At 43.4% G+C, this 16,582-nt stretch carries 11 protein-coding genes and 1 pseudogene; 4 read left to right on the top strand and 8 right to left on the bottom strand.

The features are described 5' to 3' along the window. From WBA89_RS28175 to WBA89_RS28160, 4 genes and pseudogenes are all read right to left on the bottom strand, one after another. A pseudogene (locus WBA89_RS28175) lies at positions 1 to 336 on the bottom strand (hypothetical protein); the annotation flags it as partial. A 10-nt stretch (positions 337 to 346) separates the two neighbouring features. After that, on the bottom strand, positions 347 to 2,407 hold the full coding sequence (locus tag WBA89_RS28170; RefSeq protein ID WP_424410931.1) for an ATP-binding protein: 2,061 nt from the start codon (positions 2,405 to 2,407) through the stop codon (positions 347 to 349). 735 nt (positions 2,408 to 3,142) lie between these two features. Continuing rightward, positions 3,143 to 3,577 carry an aminoacyl-histidine dipeptidase gene (locus WBA89_RS28165; RefSeq protein WP_424410930.1) on the bottom strand — a complete coding sequence of 145 codons (435 nt, stop codon included), beginning with the start codon at positions 3,575 to 3,577 and terminating at the stop codon, positions 3,143 to 3,145. Between the two features lie 297 nt (positions 3,578 to 3,874). Further along, positions 3,875 to 4,573 carry a hypothetical protein gene (locus WBA89_RS28160; RefSeq protein WP_424410929.1) on the bottom strand — a complete coding sequence of 233 codons (699 nt, stop codon included), beginning with the start codon at positions 4,571 to 4,573 and terminating at the stop codon, positions 3,875 to 3,877. Positions 4,574 to 4,894: 321 nt separating this feature from the next. Here WBA89_RS28160 and WBA89_RS28155 point away from each other — a divergent pair, with 321 nt between their 5' ends. Beyond that, a complete protein-coding gene (locus WBA89_RS28155) occupies positions 4,895 to 6,481 on the top strand; it encodes an AAA family ATPase (RefSeq protein WP_424410928.1) in 1,587 nt (528 codons plus the stop codon). A 90-nt stretch (positions 6,482 to 6,571) separates the two neighbouring features. On the opposite strand, the gene WBA89_RS28150 is transcribed toward WBA89_RS28155, so the two are convergent. The 4 genes from WBA89_RS28150 to WBA89_RS28135 form a co-directional block, all read right to left on the bottom strand. After that, complete coding sequence (locus WBA89_RS28150) at positions 6,572 to 9,382, bottom strand: hypothetical protein (RefSeq protein WP_424410927.1); 2,811 nt, start codon at positions 9,380 to 9,382, stop codon at positions 6,572 to 6,574. Between the two features lie 72 nt (positions 9,383 to 9,454). Then, the gene (locus WBA89_RS28145; protein ID WP_424410926.1) at positions 9,455 to 11,248 is read right to left on the bottom strand and encodes a bifunctional 3'-5' exonuclease/DNA polymerase; all 1,794 of its coding nucleotides are present in this window, start codon (positions 11,246 to 11,248) and stop codon (positions 9,455 to 9,457) included. Positions 11,249 to 11,443: 195 nt separating this feature from the next. Then, positions 11,444 to 12,028, bottom strand: a complete 585-nt coding sequence (locus tag WBA89_RS28140; protein WP_424410925.1) for a class I SAM-dependent methyltransferase — start codon at positions 12,026 to 12,028, stop codon at positions 11,444 to 11,446. 55 nt (positions 12,029 to 12,083) lie between these two features. Further along, positions 12,084 to 12,764, bottom strand: a complete 681-nt coding sequence (locus WBA89_RS28135) for a hypothetical protein (protein ID WP_424410924.1) — start codon at positions 12,762 to 12,764, stop codon at positions 12,084 to 12,086. 361 nt (positions 12,765 to 13,125) lie between these two features. Here WBA89_RS28135 and WBA89_RS28130 point away from each other — a divergent pair, with 361 nt between their 5' ends. The 3 genes from WBA89_RS28130 to WBA89_RS28120 form a co-directional block, all read left to right on the top strand. Further along, positions 13,126 to 13,464 (top strand): hypothetical protein, encoded by a 339-nt coding sequence (locus tag WBA89_RS28130; protein ID WP_424410923.1) that lies wholly within the window; start codon positions 13,126 to 13,128, stop codon positions 13,462 to 13,464. 366 nt (positions 13,465 to 13,830) lie between these two features. Then, a complete protein-coding gene (locus WBA89_RS28125; protein ID WP_424410922.1) occupies positions 13,831 to 16,110 on the top strand; it encodes a M23 family metallopeptidase in 2,280 nt (759 codons plus the stop codon). Positions 16,111 to 16,133: 23 nt separating this feature from the next. Further along, positions 16,134 to 16,582 (top strand): hypothetical protein (locus tag WBA89_RS28120; protein WP_424410921.1); only part of this gene is annotated, 449 nt, incomplete at its 3' end.

The raw sequence follows: 16,582 nt of genomic DNA, 5'->3' as shown, positions 1-16,582 counted from the left end.
ATTTCTACATTTTCTAATCGAAAAAGATGTATCCATCTCTGTAAACTGAGTTACAAGCAGCGATGGAAATTTTATATCATATAAAGCTGCTACCAATTTTGCTCCATCAAAATTAGCCAGTCCAGAATTACTTAATCGATGGTCACACACAGCACCTACAGCATTGTTGCTAAGAATAAAAGATACCATTGCATTAACATCTGTAAAGTTTCCATCGAACAATAAAAATGGCTCATAACCAGCTTCTATTACATCCCAGGCAGTTGTTTCTGCTAACATTTTATCATCGTCAACTACAGCTATTATTTTATTCTTTAAAACTTCTGTTATTGCCATAAAACTATTATTATATACTAATTGGTAATTCTATAATAAATTCTGCCCCACCTAATTCACCTTTTGGAATTGCTTTTACCATTCCTCCAAGATCAGATACAGAATCTTTAACAATTGTCAATCCCAAACCTGTACCACCGGGTCTAGTAGTTCTCCCAGGCAACCATATTTCATCTATTTTTATATCACGGATACCAAGTCCATTATCTAAAACTTTGAGCTTCACATAACCTCCTCCAGTTTCAGTAGATATAATTATTTTGCGTCCTTCATTACATCCGCCATCCACATTAAAAGCGTTGATGCTATTTGTCAAAAGGTTTATAATAATGGACTCTAGAAGAGCAATACTTCCATAAATACAAGGTTTACCATCAATCTTAATTTTTTGAACTTGAATATTACCGTCATCAAAAAAAGGTTGAAAGATTTCAATAATATCATCAATCACGCTGTGAATATCTACAACACTTGAACGGCGTTTTTCTCGTTTTAAAAAATGCAGTGGAAAATTTGAGAACCGTAGTAATGACTGACTTACTTTATAAAGCTTTGAAACAGGGTCTTCTAAAAATTCTTGGTATTTCTCCTTTAGACTTTCTCGACCCTTATTTTCTATTCTCCTCGCTATTTTTTCAATTAATGTTACTGGTTTGCCAGATTCATGAGCAAAAACTGCTGCTGTTGTTCCTGCTGTAGCCAAACTACGATAAAGCAGAAGGTCTTCACGCAATACCTTTGTTTCACGCTCTGTTACAATTTCATATTGCTGAACAGCCCCTAGGACTTTAGGGCGAGATTCTTGAGGAACTTCTGCTTCAATAACTTCTTCGATTCTTGCTTTAGCTTCTGTAATATCATGAGGAACTTGTTTCTTAACCCTTTCTCTTTGCGTTTCAGTAACCTTAAGCCTTTCTTTAGCCATCCATTCTAATACATCAATTGCAAAGCGTTTTAACTCTAAAAATGCTTCATTTTCAATAAAACCAAGTCTATCAGTTTTTTGAAGTAACATATCTTCAGAGTCTTGGACAATCACTCTACCAATAACTGTTTTTGTAGAAGGACGTACCTCTGGATTTCTAGATCGTGCATAATTTAATTTCAACCAATCATCGTCTTGATCACCATAGGGTTTTACCCGCAGCCCACGGTGGTATAGACGAACATTTCCAGCTTGAGCAAGCCATTCTCTAACTTGTGTGGTAGACACAGAAGAATTTTTAGCTGAAAAGCTTTGAGGATTTAGTAAAAATACCCACAATTCAAATTCTGTTGGGGGTGTTTTGTAAGGTTCTTGAGAATTTACTTGAGAAAGTTTACTATGTTCTGCATGCACCCTTACTTTTCCCTGCCAGTCTAGTAAACTTGCTTCTGCAATACCACTTTCATTTATATAAGCTTTTAAATGATATTCAGCATCATCAAAATAAGCATTATTGACTTGTTTTTCAATCTCAGAAAATTCTGAAGCAATAAGTTGAAGACGGAAACCCGCCTGATTATTAAATGGATCTGCTAGCAGTAAAAGTTCCCTAGCTAGTCTTTGGATATCGCGTTTAGTGAATATTTTTTTAAGATTGCTTACTATAATCTCAGTCCCATGCCGTTTATCCGTGCTACTTTTTTGGACATCAAAAGGAACATCTTCTACTACATCAGCTTCCTTAAAATCATTCCAATTAATCGTTAAAGAATATTCAACTCTTGGTTCATCTTCAGGTCTAGTTTTCAAGATTACTTGAGAACCTTGCTGTAGAGCAGCTAATCTACCTAATCCTTTATTTCCTACAGGTAAGCGACCTAATTTGGTAACTTCACGGATAGCTTTTTTCGAGCGACCTAGCACCAGCCATCCCTCGCTAATGGCATTTTTATCCATACCAAAACCGTTATCTGAAATGATAATCGAGCCACCTATGGCGCTAGTATTGATAAGTTCTACTGTGCATTCGGTAGCATCGGCATCATAAGAGTTCTTAACCAATTCGATGATTCCTTGGTCTGGATTCGGAACAAGTTCTTCTCCCAGCCTTTGCAAAATTTTTGGTGAAAATTTAAAATGCATCATTATTTAGAAGCCTTTAGAACAGCTATGTTTTTTCGACTTTTTGTTCGCGTAGCGTGTGCTTTGCACATATAGCTAACAGTTCATCATGACGTATTTGCTGCATCTAAAGCCAATTTGGGCTTGTTTGGGCTTAAATTTTGTTTAAGTCCCGTTAGCACAGTGCCATAAGTGTGATGTTAACGTCTGTATCCCGGCTTAGGGGTGAATGGTGATCGCAAAGCTTCAGGCATCATCAGAGCAGAGTGTGCGATCGCTAACTTCAACTTTCAACAATTCCTATCGTAGTCTTACAAAAACCATAAAAACCATAAATTGCTCATTTTTATTCCCCTCTTACGTCTATTTGACATGGCTTGCTATGCGACTACCCTACATATTACGAGGATTTAGGAGGATTTAGGAGGATTTAGAAGGGTCTAAAATACAAAAAATCGCGTTAAAAGCAACAATTCTTTACAAAAAATGATGAGTAGTTATACTCATTACGAGGCTAAAAGTAGGAAATAGAAGGTGTAATGAGTAATAAATGTGCTGTTTTCTCCTCTTTTTTCCTCTTTTTTCCTCCTTTTTTAGCCCCTTAAAATTCACATCCAGGTCAAATATAGTTCTAACAAAATAAAATAGCTCTCAATCAAAGGGTGGGTGGGTGGGTGGCAATAAGCTTCCCCACTCCTAGAATGAGGAGTAGGGAAGCTGCCCTGAACGGGCATTGACATTCTTAGTTACTCAAGCGGCTCAATCCAAATCATCGATGTCGTCGTCAGCAACATCCACTTCTTCATGTACACTTTGCGAGCTTGAAGCGACTCCGCTGCTCTGACGGGCGAGCCGTTGATTGCGAATGCCCCGATGCTTGGCGCGGCGATCGCGGATTGCATCCATGTCGGTCAATCCGTATAGGATGCGACCAGCACGCATCAATTCCTTTAAAGGTGTCTCGCTGTAGTCAGCGCGAAATTGGGCATTATGTGTCTCCCAATCAAATTGGCCGTCGTTAAAGCGAGCAACGCTTGCCAGTTCTCGACCTGATTCTTCTCTCAAAACTTCTAGTACCATTAGGCGAAGTTTATCGTTGTAACTAATGCACTTGTCGAGCGCTTTTATCTGAGTATTATGAGCTTTAGCGGTATTGGTTGCATTAGTCTTTTGAACTTTTTCAGTGACTCTCATTTCTCAATCTTCCTGAATTCAAGTTTGTTCATCTACACAGCAGCAATCGCTGCCTCTTTAAGTTTAATTGTTGGTCTTAACTTTCAAATAAAACATTAATAAGTGTGTTTAAGGTTAATTAACTTGAAAGTAATTAATACTTTAAATATTTCCCTGAAAGCTGAAATTTGATTAAAATACTCATAATATGAATAAAATAAAAAACTCTACTCTACCGTTTTTAGGTAGAGCAGAGTTTTACATATTCAACAAGAGCGACGGTGAAGGAAGCTGTAAAATTTGAGCGAGGGTGAAAGATTATTCTAAATCTTCGTCTTCGTCCTCATCTTCATCAGCATCATCTTCCTCATCTTCTTCCTCGGTATCGAAATCATCTTCGCTGTCTTCGTCCAAGTCTTCTTCGGATTCATCTGTTTTCTCATCTTCATCAGCATCAAGTTCATCTTCTAAGTCATCATCATCTTCATCATCGGATTCATCCTGCTTGTTATAGCTATTGCGTTTAGCAAGCGATTCTTGATTGAATTTGACAAGACCTTTAATTGCTTCTTGCGCGTCAACCTCGAAAACGTCGTACAGTTTGGCCATCACAAGAGCAATGACTTCAATATCGTGGCGCAGTGCATCAGGTTGACCGAATAAAGCTGGAAACACTTCATTATTCCAACGCTGCCAGTTCATCGTTTTGCCGCGTTTTTTCAACTGTGCAGCAATATCCAAACCTAGTTTTTCCTTGGTAGCGTGACCTACCTTAGTTTGGAGGCGTTTTTCGCGCAGTTGAATTTTGACTCCAAATTTTTTCAGGATGGTAGTTCGCACGCGGTCTAGAAGTGCGTCTGCTTGCTCTTCTACAGTGAGTGTCGAACGGCGACTGACCTGCGATTGGGTAGCTGTCGCTGGGCTCTTTGACTTAGCAGCACCATTGCTTTTGCCATTCAAAGTCACCGCTCCATTGGATGGGCGAGAGTTATGGTTTTTAGCTGTTGTTGTAGCCATAAAGTTTGATTTAATTAAACTACTTCACGGCTAACAGCGCCGTTAGGCGCTCTCAAATTTCATCAAATTTATAATTAGTTTTTTTTATTATCATTAATAATAATTAATAGTTTTTCCTGTGAAATAAATTTCTGTAATATTTCGGTGTATCTTTTTTTGAGTAGCAGAAATACATAATTATGTATATTGAGGAAATTAGGTAAATAATTCCTAAGAATTAAGAGGAGGTTTGGCTGCTGTAGAACTATTGGCTGATGGCAACGCTCGACCGTAGCCTATCAATGAGAAAAGTACCTTTGAATATTTCTTACCGTGGAATTTATGCGTACCATTAATGACTGGCTCGCTTTGGCCCAAAGAGGCATTAAGATTGTCGGGCTGGAGTATTACACGCCTGACCGAATCAGAGTGTTAGCACAGTTCCACAATTGGGGGCAGGAGCTGCATTTGCCTGTTTTCTTTTGGAACTCAGGGTACAGTTGCTTGCAGGAAATTGTGAGTGGAGAGGGTGAGTGTATATTACAAAATACTGACTTGCACCCAGATTCTGACGTGCTTCAGTTTCTATTAGAGAGTAGGAGAGAGGGAATTTACATTCTTGAGGGAGTGTTAGATTTTGACGAATCCGGTCAGGTGAGTTCGCGTCTGGGGTTTCAACTGGCAAATGCTTACTATCACTCATCTTGGTCTGCGGCTCCTCAGTTTTGGGTGATGCTGGAAAACTACATACAACTGCCGGTGAACTTGCAGCCTTTGATTCCCGTACTGACGACTCCATTACCGTCCCGAGTTGCAGCGCAAAAGGTGGTGGAGTTGTTTTGCGATCGCAATCCTTGGCTTGGCGACAAAAGTAACGAGGTGTTGCAAGCTGGTTTGGTTCGAGCTTGCCAGGGGTTGCCACAAGGTGAGATCGAGTTGATTTTGGAGCGATCGCTAGCTTTTGCTTCGACTGTGGAGGAAATGGCGCGGTTGGTGCTCGACCACAAGATTAACAAGCTGCGGGGGCGAGGCCTAGAGTTTATTGCTGAGGCAGATGTGCCGGATGCAGGTGGTTTAGACTTGCTAGACGAGTCGCTGTCAAAGGTGGCTTCGTTGTTGAGGAAAGAAGCAGAGAAATACGGACTCAAATTTCCCAAAGGAATGATTCTTTGGGGGCCGCCGGGTACGGGCAAAAGTCTGAGTGCTAAACTTGCGGCTAAGAAGATGGGAGTACCGCTGTTGGCGGCTGATTGGGGTTCAATTGTCGGTTCTTCCAGACCAGATTTAGCTTTGCGCGAATTGCTGGAACTGACTCAGGCTTTAAGCCCTACAATTCTGTATTGGGATGATTTTGATAAAGGTTTTGCAGGGTGGGATTCCAATGCAGATGGCGGCGTTTCCAGGCGTTTATCGGGGAAGCTATTAACCTGGATGCAAGAGCATCAATACCCAATTTATATCGTGGCGACAGTTAACCGTTTGGGGATGCTGCCACCGGAATTAATTCGTCGCTTTGATGATATTTTCTTTGTGGATTTGCCTCACGAAGGGGCTATGTACGAGATTTTCAATCTTCATCTCAAAAAATATTTTCCTGAGTTTCGTAATGCTTTTGAGTCGCCTTGGACGGATGATGAGTGGCGGATTTTATTGAGGGATTATAGGCTTTGTACGCCCGCTGAAGTCGGCAATGCTGTGAGAAAATGTGCTGAGGAGATATACTATCGCGATCGGCTACAAGGGAAACAGCCTGATGAATTGAAGGTGACTTTGCAGGACTTGCGACATCAGCGCTATCAGTTTACGCCGTCGATGCTTCGCGATGAGGAGCAGATTCTAGCGATTCGCAATCAAGCCAGTTATGCTAGATCGGCTAGTGGGCCGGATCGATCGCGATTTTCTATTCCGCTACAGGAATTGTTTGGTTAGTGTCCCCAAGAAATAAGGTTGATTATGATTAATATCCACTTTAGAGAGCAACCAGCCTTACTTAAGTATCTATTACTTAAAAAATATTTACTAGCGCCTTAACAACCTTGCACGTATTACAGGTCGAGCTTGACCTTCTTTTAAAAGTGCCTTTTCATCTGGCAAAATTTCCAACTCGTCACCTACTTGTATCTTCTCCCAAACCTTGTCGGCTGAATCCATTTTATTAGACCTCACTTGGTACTGCTGATTTTCTTTAGACTTAGCAAACAGAAATGGCTGGTGTATCCCATTACCATCTGCGGTTGGTCGGTAGTAAACACTAACGCAAAGCCAATTACTATCCAGTTTGATATCAGTATTCAACTCTGTCCCGTTTATTGTCCAAAGCAGGTTCCATCGCTCGGAAGTTAAAGGATTATGGCTTCCTTCAATGGAGAGTGCTGATAGCTTTTTAACCCACAGAAGTACATCTGGAGAATCCAGTTTAAGGGTTTTATGCTCTTGGCACATTGACACTAGATGTTGATCGACAAAGGTAGTGAACTTCAATTTCGCTTCTTTACTAAGCCCTTGCTTATTTTTTGCCGCATATACTAACTGCTCTAAAAGTTTCATTCCCTCAGCTACGAAAACACCAACGTAGCCATCTAAAGCAAACACCTCACTAAGTACATCAACTGCTCCCGACAACGCTTTTTCGACAGATTCAGGGTCGTTTTGCTCATACGCGACTGACTGCCGCAGGGCTTGAGCACGCAGTGAACCTAAGATTCCACGCAGTTCGTTACCAGATTTCCACTCATTAGTATCCTCAATGACTTTTTCGGTTTCCCCCAGCCAAATCAGAGGAAGAAAGTAGTTTTGAACAACGTTCCTAGCGAGAAGTGCATTAGAGCGATTTGGATCTTGCCATCCAGCGTTTACCAAACGTTCAGCGACATTTTTAGCGTCCAAAAAATCCTTATCTGTCCGAAGTTCAAGGGACAAGCGCAGACCTGATGCTATATCAGAAGGCTCCATTTCCCACGCAGTCCGAAGTGCACGTTTTCCCTGTGCACGGTCTTGAAGATTTAGCAGGATAAGACCTTGAATGCGGTGGAGTACCGATTGATCTTGATACCGATTGATAGCCTGTTTAACCTTATCAAGTTGGTCAGTCAAACTACGTCGCTCATTCTGCGTCAACAAACGACCCCGCTGCTGGGAGTAACGTGATAACAACCGAATAGCGTCCGTTGATACGACTCGTACCTGGTCAGGAGCATTTTCTGGAACATATCCCCAGAAAAGTGGGCTGATTTGTTGATCGCGTTGCAGCTTATCTATTTCGCTCACAGACTGCTTTGTCTTTCGCAGTTTCTCCTGTACAGCAGTTCGGACATCTGTATTGACGGGGCTGTAAAGCAGAAGATCGCGTACTGATGAACTGAGATTGTAGCTTTCCTCCGTCAAACTTGAAATTCTTGTGACTAGACTTGTCCTACCTAGTTGCGTAAATGCTTCAGCAATTTCATCCAAGTTTCGTTGAATGAGATCGCACGCCTTTCCTCGACTGATTGGCTCAGCAGTTACAAAAAGACATTCAAGAACTTCATGCGCTATTGGGGATAGCGCATCGATGAGATTCTTATAAGAAAACTCAAGCACCTGCTGTTTGGTTTCAAGTAAAATTTCATTAAGTGGTCTTCCAGCAATGAATCTATCGAGCGTCAGACGAATAGCAAGAGGATTGGAGTCACTAGCTTGAACTATGTTCTGGAGAACATCCTGACTAAGCCGTTCTCCACCACACTTTTGTAGATAACTTCGAGCCAGCTCTAAGGCTCCTTTGGAGGACAGAGGCAGAAGAGGAAATGAAGTAGCAGAGTTGACGCTAATGCGACTTGTAACGATAACTCGCCATTCACGGGGTAAGCTACGGTAGAAAGAGTCAAAGGCACTAGCAGAATCTCGAAGTATGGTTTCAAGGTTATCAAAACAAAGAAGTATTCGGCTGGATTTGAACCGCTGGCAGGCTTTGTCAAATTCCAGGTCGGCAAGACCTTCATCATCATCTAGTGTCCTAGCAATACTGTCACGCAGACCTTCTATATTGGCAGCGGGTGGAATTTGAGTAACAATTCCATCAGATGTCAATACCTCAGTTTTAGAGCTGAAATAAAGAATTTGATCGACCCATTCTGCCGATTGGGGTGAAGATACGATTCCTTGTAGAGCTGACAGAACTAGAGCTGTCTTGCCCAATCCCCCAGGAGCAACTACTGCAATCAGAAGGTTGCGTTCGTTTCTAATTTCTTCCAGTAGATCTTCAAGCTCTTTCTTTCTTCCTTTGAGACCAGTAATATCATGTTCAAACTCCTGTGGCAGATTGTTAGGAAGCGACCAAATCGGTGCATTGATCCAATCATCGGGCGGTTGAACCAGTTGTCCCGCCTGCGCTGCTAAAAAAGCCTTTGTTACCTCTCGGAACTGAATCTTGTCAATTGATGGATCGGTAGCAATAGTGGCAACGCGATACCAGTAGCAAGGATGAAAAGGTCTATTAGGGTGACTAATAGCATTTCTGATATTAAATACCTCAAGCACCTCGCACAATGTACGAAGTCTTTTCAAGTATTCTTCTTCTGGTCGTCCCTTAGCCGCGTCCACAGCCATCCTTAAAACTTCATCCAGGTAGCTAGCAGCAATGATTCCTGTGGTTGTCGAGTCGTCAAATGGTCGCCCTGCTTTAAGCTCACGCTCTTGAATGCTTTTGAGAGTGCCTGTAGGCAGTTCAGTCGGGTCTTCTTTTTCTTCAGCGACAAAGGAACCGAGGGTTCGCTCCAACTGATAAAGAACCATCGCGCTCTTTATGCGTGATACTTGAGACTCATCTGAGGCACTTTGCTTTTTATCCATAAATAATCACCGTTCACTGGCTCTATTGTAGCATAAATGTATTATAGAGAGAGAATGAATCATGCTCTTAATTCAAGCCCAAGAAGAAGCAATTTTTACTTCCACTTCAACCGGAACTTGCTGTAGATATAGTTCTCCAGCCTCCACCATAACTTTTTTGAGGATGCAACTGGTTCTTTTTAAAGTTGTCTGCGGACACTCTAACAGAATCTCATCATGTACCACACCAATCAACTTCGCTCCAGTCTTGGGTAGGAGTTTGAACAAACGAGCGATCGCCACTTTCAACATATCAGCCGAAGTTCCTTGAACCGGGTGATTTAGCAACTCAGAAAGCCTGGGTTTCTTTGCCCACCGTCTTCTGCGTCCGCCAATTGTACGGATTTGCTTGATGTCTTTGACGTACACCGTTCTTCTGATACTGTCGTGCCATCTTTTGATTCCAGCATAAGCTTGGAAAAATCGTTTTCTGAACTCTTTAGCTTCCTCCAAAGTTAAAATAACATCGTACTTTTCCTCAGCGTAAGCTTGAAGTTTGGCAGCACCCATGCCATAAATTAATCCGAAATTAACTGATTTAGCTATGCGCCTATCCTCTGCCGTTACCTCCTCTAATGGCTTTCCCGTAATCAAAGAAGCCGTTAAAGTATGCAAATCTTCCCCTTTAGCGTAGGCATCTAACATTCGGCGATCGCCAGATATTTCAGCGACAATCCTTAGCTCGATTTGGCTGTAATCTGCTTTAATAATTTGATATCCTAGAGCGGCAATGAAGCAGGAACGCATCCCCTTGGCAGTAGAATCTCTGGGAACGTTTTGCAGGTTGGGCTTATTGCAACTAAAGCGTCCAGAACGCGCACCGCATTGCCGATAGCTGGGGTGAATCCTCCCCGTTATCGGGTGAATGTGTTTGGGCAATGCCTCAGCAAAATTTGAACACAAAGATGCTAATTTCCGATAATTCAGTAACAACTGGATAACCGGGTATTGGGGAGCTAGAGGAATAAGTTCGCTCTTGCTTGTTGACTTGATTGGAATATTGAGGGCCTGAAGAGCACTTAAAACTTGTACAGACGAGCGGGGGTTTATGGTTTCCACCATCTCTGGAAATAGCGAAAGTTGGGGATTAGGGGCTGGTTTGAGACCGACTTTCACTAATTCTACCAGCGTAGTCTGTTTTTGAGCTTTCAGTTTCTCCCCCACCAAATGCCATTGTTCTGCATCCAGTAACATTCCATTTAGTTCCATTTGGGCTACAGCAGGCATCGCTTCAAATTCAATTTGGGCGGTTTCTAGTAACCCAGCATTCCGAAGTTTTGAGATGAGTCGCGCTCTAAGTTTCAGCAGGACAGCAGCATCTAAAGCGGCGTATTCTAACTGAGAAGCTGATAGCTTACCTCCGAAATTGCTCGACTGTAGGCTCTTGTCAAGTTTGATTCCTAAAAATTCAAGAGCGAGGGATTGTAGATCGTGGTTTTTCTTGAGTCCCGATCGCAACACCTGGCTCGCTAGCATGACATCAAAAAATGGGCCAGACGGTCTAAGTCCAGCTATTTCTAGTACCTGCCAGTCGAACTTACCATTTTGAAATATTTTGAGCGCACTGCTGTTTAGAAGTGCTTTTAAAGGCGATAATTCGCGATCGGCAAAAGCAGCTAGATCGACAATTATCACTGGGCGGTGGGGAACAGCTATTTGGATAAGTCGGATGCGTTCCGTAAGTGGATCTAGCCCGGTGGTTTCTGTGTCTATGGCTATAACACGAGCTTTTATTAAAGGCGAGAGAACATCATTTAGTCTGGAAAGGTTTGTAATAAGCTCGTATTCCACAATAGAATTTGGGGCGTAGTGTGGGGAATTATTCATGGGAGTAGAGGGGTTTTAAGGTAATAGTTTTAGTCGTGAAATTGATAGAAATAGCGGAGATATTGGGGCAGATATTCGATAGAGAAGACCAAGTTACATTTTTAATATTTATTTCAACAGAAAGTAATAGTAATTTGTTGAAAGGTAAGTTGTGCTGTCCCCACTAATAAAACGGTATAGTGGGGAAGCAATCGTCTATTTTTTGTCTATTACGACTAGGTAGCTCTCAACAGTAACCGGGCGATCGCTCCCCCAAAAGATTTCTAAGGGAAGTTCGATTAACTTGGCTGACGTGCGCTTAAGAAAGGCTCGAAATGCTTGCGATCGCGGATCGCCTCGGACATTCATGGAATTGCTAACAACACTTACCAGGCGTCCAGAATTGGCTAAAAAAAGGTTATAGGCACGTTGTATGATATCTAAATCAACTCCTTTGATGTGGGGCGTAGAAAATGGGGGATTTGCCAAAATTCTGCTATATCGCCTCTGCGGTTCAGTTGTTAAAAAGTCACTTCCTACTAGATTGAACCCTTTTTGAAACAGAAGTTCTTGTAGCAGCGGGTTTATTTCAATTACATCAACGATTGCACCCGCTCTAACCATACCCTGCGCCAATAAGCCGTCTCCTGCTGTTGGTTCTAAGGCGTAGATTCCTGAAATGATTTGAGCTTCTTCAATCATAAGCTCAATTAGCTCTGGGGGAGATGGGAACCAAGAATAAGGTGGAGCTTCTCGGATTCGCTCATATAGCATTTCTGCAAGCGATGAAGTATCTTTCATTTTAATTTTGCTGCTATTCGGGCTATAATTCGCGAACATTGCCTTTTTTTCCGTGTTAAAATAAAGTCAATTGCCCTTCAATTTTTGACTTATCTTTTGGTGACTTAGCTGTTACCATTTCTGTCGGTAAATCTGCATCAGCGCTTTTATCTTGGGACAATTTACGTTTGCCCCAGCCTTGAGATGCTGCATGGCGGACAACGCTTTTCCTAATTGCTCTAGCTAGATGGTAATAATCATTTTGGATGCTGTCAAAGTTCACGGCTGAAAATTCAGCTAATTCGGACAAGTTGTAACCATTTGGTAGCCGATTATGTCTTGTCAAGGTGTCTTGTGCTGCCCACATATAGACGTTGTAATAACTGTGGTGCAGAGGAGCTTCAAATGTGGCTCCCATCATATAAGCCACGACTTCTGTGGAAGTGCAGTAATTCCCTACAATTCTGTTGCTGTACTCCTCTAGAATCAAATCGAGCCTATCGGATAAGCAAGCCGTTTTCAACCAGTCCGGTATGCTTTCTGACCAGGGGGTTTTGTGTAAAACTAATGGGCCTGCATAGTAACGTAAAAGGGGAAGGGGAATTCCGGTCAATTCCAGTAGCACGGCTATTAAGTCGCGGTGCATACCCATCTGGGCGAATAGCTTCAGCTTTTCCAAAATGCCGGACTGAGGTTTTACAGGGTGAGTGGTAATTTGTTCAAGTAATTCGGGCGTTAACAGATTTAGCTGAGTCATCTCTTTTTGAAGAATAATTGTGTGACGAATGAAGATCAGAAAAATCGCGTAGCGAATTCAGTTACAGGGATTTGCGCCGTCTGTTGGGCAAACAATTCGGCCGAGATACGCGCCTCTATATTTCTGAGTAATTTTTACCCACCTTGCTGGATGGAAGGCAGGCGAAATTAAGAGCGATGCCAGCGCTATATTTTATTTCGTGCAATAGCAGTAGGTCTTGGTTGTTTGCAGATAGACTAAGGCGCCGTAGCCTATCCGCCGATAGGCGGTAGTTTAATTACGACTATCGGATGAAACCCCCACTCGTTATCCCTAGCTATGCTGAATTGTTGATTCTTACTACTTTGTAGCTACAGGATTTATGAACGAGCCAAACAATATCTATGGCAATGAACCCGGTTACAGCGCTGATGGCTATGCTGTTAGCGGCTATGAAAGTAACCCGTGCGAGTCCTCCCTTAACGGATATCGAAGCAACGGTTATAGCAGTCAGCAAACTGAGGGTTACGGGGTTCCAGACTACTTTGCTGATGGCTATCGAGAAAACGTTTTTGAAGGCGATTTGAATTTAGCAGATACTCCGTGGACGGAGACGGCTGCTAACCCTAACCCTTATTTTGAGGGAGGGGTAAATGACGCTAATTCCTATCAAAATCAAACAGCTACTTCTCATTTCGACGGCGGTGACTTAGAGCTGTAGTGCTTCAGATTGCAGGCTAAAAATCGCCTGTATGAAACTTCTCATTTCGGCGACGATGACTTAGAGCTGCAGTGCTTTACGCCGAGGCTGCTCCATGTAAAGCCTCGGTTGACTGCTTTATTTATGTTAAGAAGCGTAATTGCAGCCTCATCAAGTTCGGTGGGTTCCTTTCTCCCACTTAATTGCTTAACTTTTGTACAGTATCCTCAACCAATAACCAAAGTTTTTTGCACAAACATGAGAAGAATATTATCAACAAGATTCTGGCAATTATCGGTATGGTTATTCTCTCTAGTCTTAATACTTTTCATTTTGTTTGAGCAACCAATATTTGCTATAGCACGAATTCCTGCTGATACAACTGAAATGCCAACCAAAATTTTAGAAATACCAGAGATGGACAGGCAAGGAAATCCTACTTCAGTTAACGCCCTCTTGCCAGATTGGACACAAATTTCTTTTTCTCAAATGCCACCCATCAGTCAATCTGGAAGCCTTTCAGCGGGAGAGTACAAGCAGGCAGTTGGCTATGATTTGAGCCGAAGTTGGACAGCAGGACAAACTCCTGACCAGTACATCATGTTGGGCGATATCAGCCAAGCTTTGCAACCAGAACTGCTATCGTTTGGTTTTGTCACGCAGCAAGCTGGTCTGAATTTAGATAGCGTAGCTTTAAGCGCATTTACTTTAGTTGCCAAGCAGTCGTTAAATCAGTTAGTTCAGGCTATCCCTCTTCTCGGTCAATTTAAAGTCGCAGAGATTGCGCCGGTGGCGGGACTGCTAGCAACAAAAGCTGCTGGCATTGATGTAGCCGATCGCACTCTAGAGCTGGTTCTCAGTTCCAATCCACAATTAGGTCAGTTGAAACTGGGAGAAATTGACCTGTCTCAGTATTCAATATCTTCGATTCCGAACTTAAGCAGCGCTCAACTTGGCGCGTTTTCAGATTGGCAAACAACCTTAATTAAAGACGTACCTGGGCTGAATGCTTTACCTCTGTCTAGTTTTCCCAATCCAATAGCAGAATTAGGCAATTTAGTAATGAGAATTGATGCGGTTTATGGTCCCGCCGAGCGACGGCGAACTAAGACGATATCAGGCTCAGACGTTCAGGGATTCTCAGTTAACTGCCAAGAAAATGATTGCGCTTACATCGAACTAGACGATCTGGAGAATTCGGGTCGGAACGCTCGCGGTTCGCTCGAAGGCAAGCAATGGATTAGCGGTAAGTACCAGGAAGTGGAGGGCGGATCGGGCTGTCTTAAAGGTGTCCACGGCGGCAAGGAACCGACGGGAAGATTGCCTTTTGGCAGCGCTTTTAAGGTAGTGGTCATGGAACCGGACGAGCAAACCGATACCGTTGATACGGCTCTATTCTTCCGATTTTGTTCGCCTTGCGGCTGCTCTCCTTATTTCATTGGCCCAGTACCTTTCTTCACCTATCGGGTTAATTCTCCCATTTTCGTTGGGGCGCTGGGATCGTCCTCTGGCGGCTCTTCCTCTGTACAAACTGCGGCAGTTCGCGATGGAGTATCTTCTCCTGTTACAAAAGGCGTAACTACAGCAGCTAATATTAATGTTCCTTGCCCTCCGGGTAGCACCGCACCAGCGCCCGTGTCAGTTGGCAATGTTCAAGGAGTCAATGTTCCCGCTTTGTCGGAAGCGATCGCCAGTATTGAAAGTAGCGGTTCTTACGAGAATGCCGGCGCTAATGCTTGCGCTGATGGTGGCAATAATTGTGTGGTTCCGTTGGGCAAGTACCAGTTTATAAACTACGACGAGTACGCTGCTAGTTCAATTTCATCTAAACCAGGGGGCACGCAATTTTTAGCCAAACTGCGAGGCGGTTATCAACCCACTCAAGCAGAACTTTTTCAATTTTTTCCGCCTGCCGATCGAGAAGCTGTTTTTGCTCAAAGTCTCGCTTCTAAGCTGAATGCCACCTCTCAAGAAAAAGACCCTACTACTGGAAGTTTTTTTAGTGGCGATCGCCTAATTGAGCGAGTAGCTCAAAAGCATTTCGGGGGCGACTACTCCAAAGTTGACGGCTCTTCAACCGATACATTCGGTCGTTTAACTCTCTCAAGTTACGGACAGGATGTTTTGAGGCGCTATCGAGAGGGAGGTAGGGCGATCGCGGGGTCGAATGCTCCTGCTTGCGTTCCGACTTCCAGTGCGGCGCAATCCTCTAATTCTGCGAGTGCGGCCCCCGGCGGTGGTGAATCCACGAGTCAGTATATCAAGCCTGCGAATGGGCCAGTAACCAGCCGCTTTGGGATGCGAACTCGTCCGGTTTCCGGGGTGCGGAAAATCTATAACGGCATTGGAATTGCCGGTTCAATGGGAAGTCCGGTAAAAGCTGTTGGCGGCGGCGTTGTCAAGACAGCGGTGTCTAACTGCCAGGAAGGGTTACAGAACTGCGGCGGTGGCTACGGCAACTGGCTCGAAATCGAGCACGGCAACGGTCGCACAACTCGGTATGCTCACCTGCGCGAGGGTTCAGTGAAAGTCAAAGTTGGCGATCGGGTTTCTCAAGGTCAGGTCATAGGCGGACTAGGCAGCACTGGAACAACGGCAGACCCTCGCTTGCACTTTGAAACCCGCATTAATGGAACGGCTGTTAACCCATCTCAAGAAGGAATTTGAATTAAACGGAGATGTTCTGCACCATGATTTCCTTGAAAAAACGGACAATTATGTTGAAATTTACCTGGGGCTTGCTAACAGCTTTTTTGGTTTATTTGTTGAGCAGTTTATTCACCCATCCCCCAGCTTTTAGCCAGCCGACTCGAAACGCTGATTTCCCTTCAGCTTGCCTTCCAGTTGGTCTAGGGACTCTTAGGACAGAGTTTGTAACTGAAGTAACAGATGGTAACACTCAATATCGCTTATTCGATGCCTACTTGCAGGGAGATGCCGTGCCTTTTTCTGTATTGGTTTCTCTCCAAGAGAAGCAGTGTAGCTTGCTTTATTCCAACCCGACGAACGATTTTTATCCTTACAGCCGCACTGTCAAGCAGCCGGTAGCAAGGCAAATCGCTCTGGGAGAATTGCGTTACTCCATCAACAAGGCAGGGAGTATTGATAAGTTCCGCTCTACCTTGCAGCCGAATTTGGG

The sequence above is a fragment of the Microcoleus sp. genome (assembly GCF_049646505.1).
GTDB lineage: Bacteria > Cyanobacteriota > Cyanobacteriia > Cyanobacteriales > Microcoleaceae > Microcoleus.
Note: the sequence above shows the minus strand (reverse complement) of the source record. Positions and strands in the feature narration are given on the sequence as shown.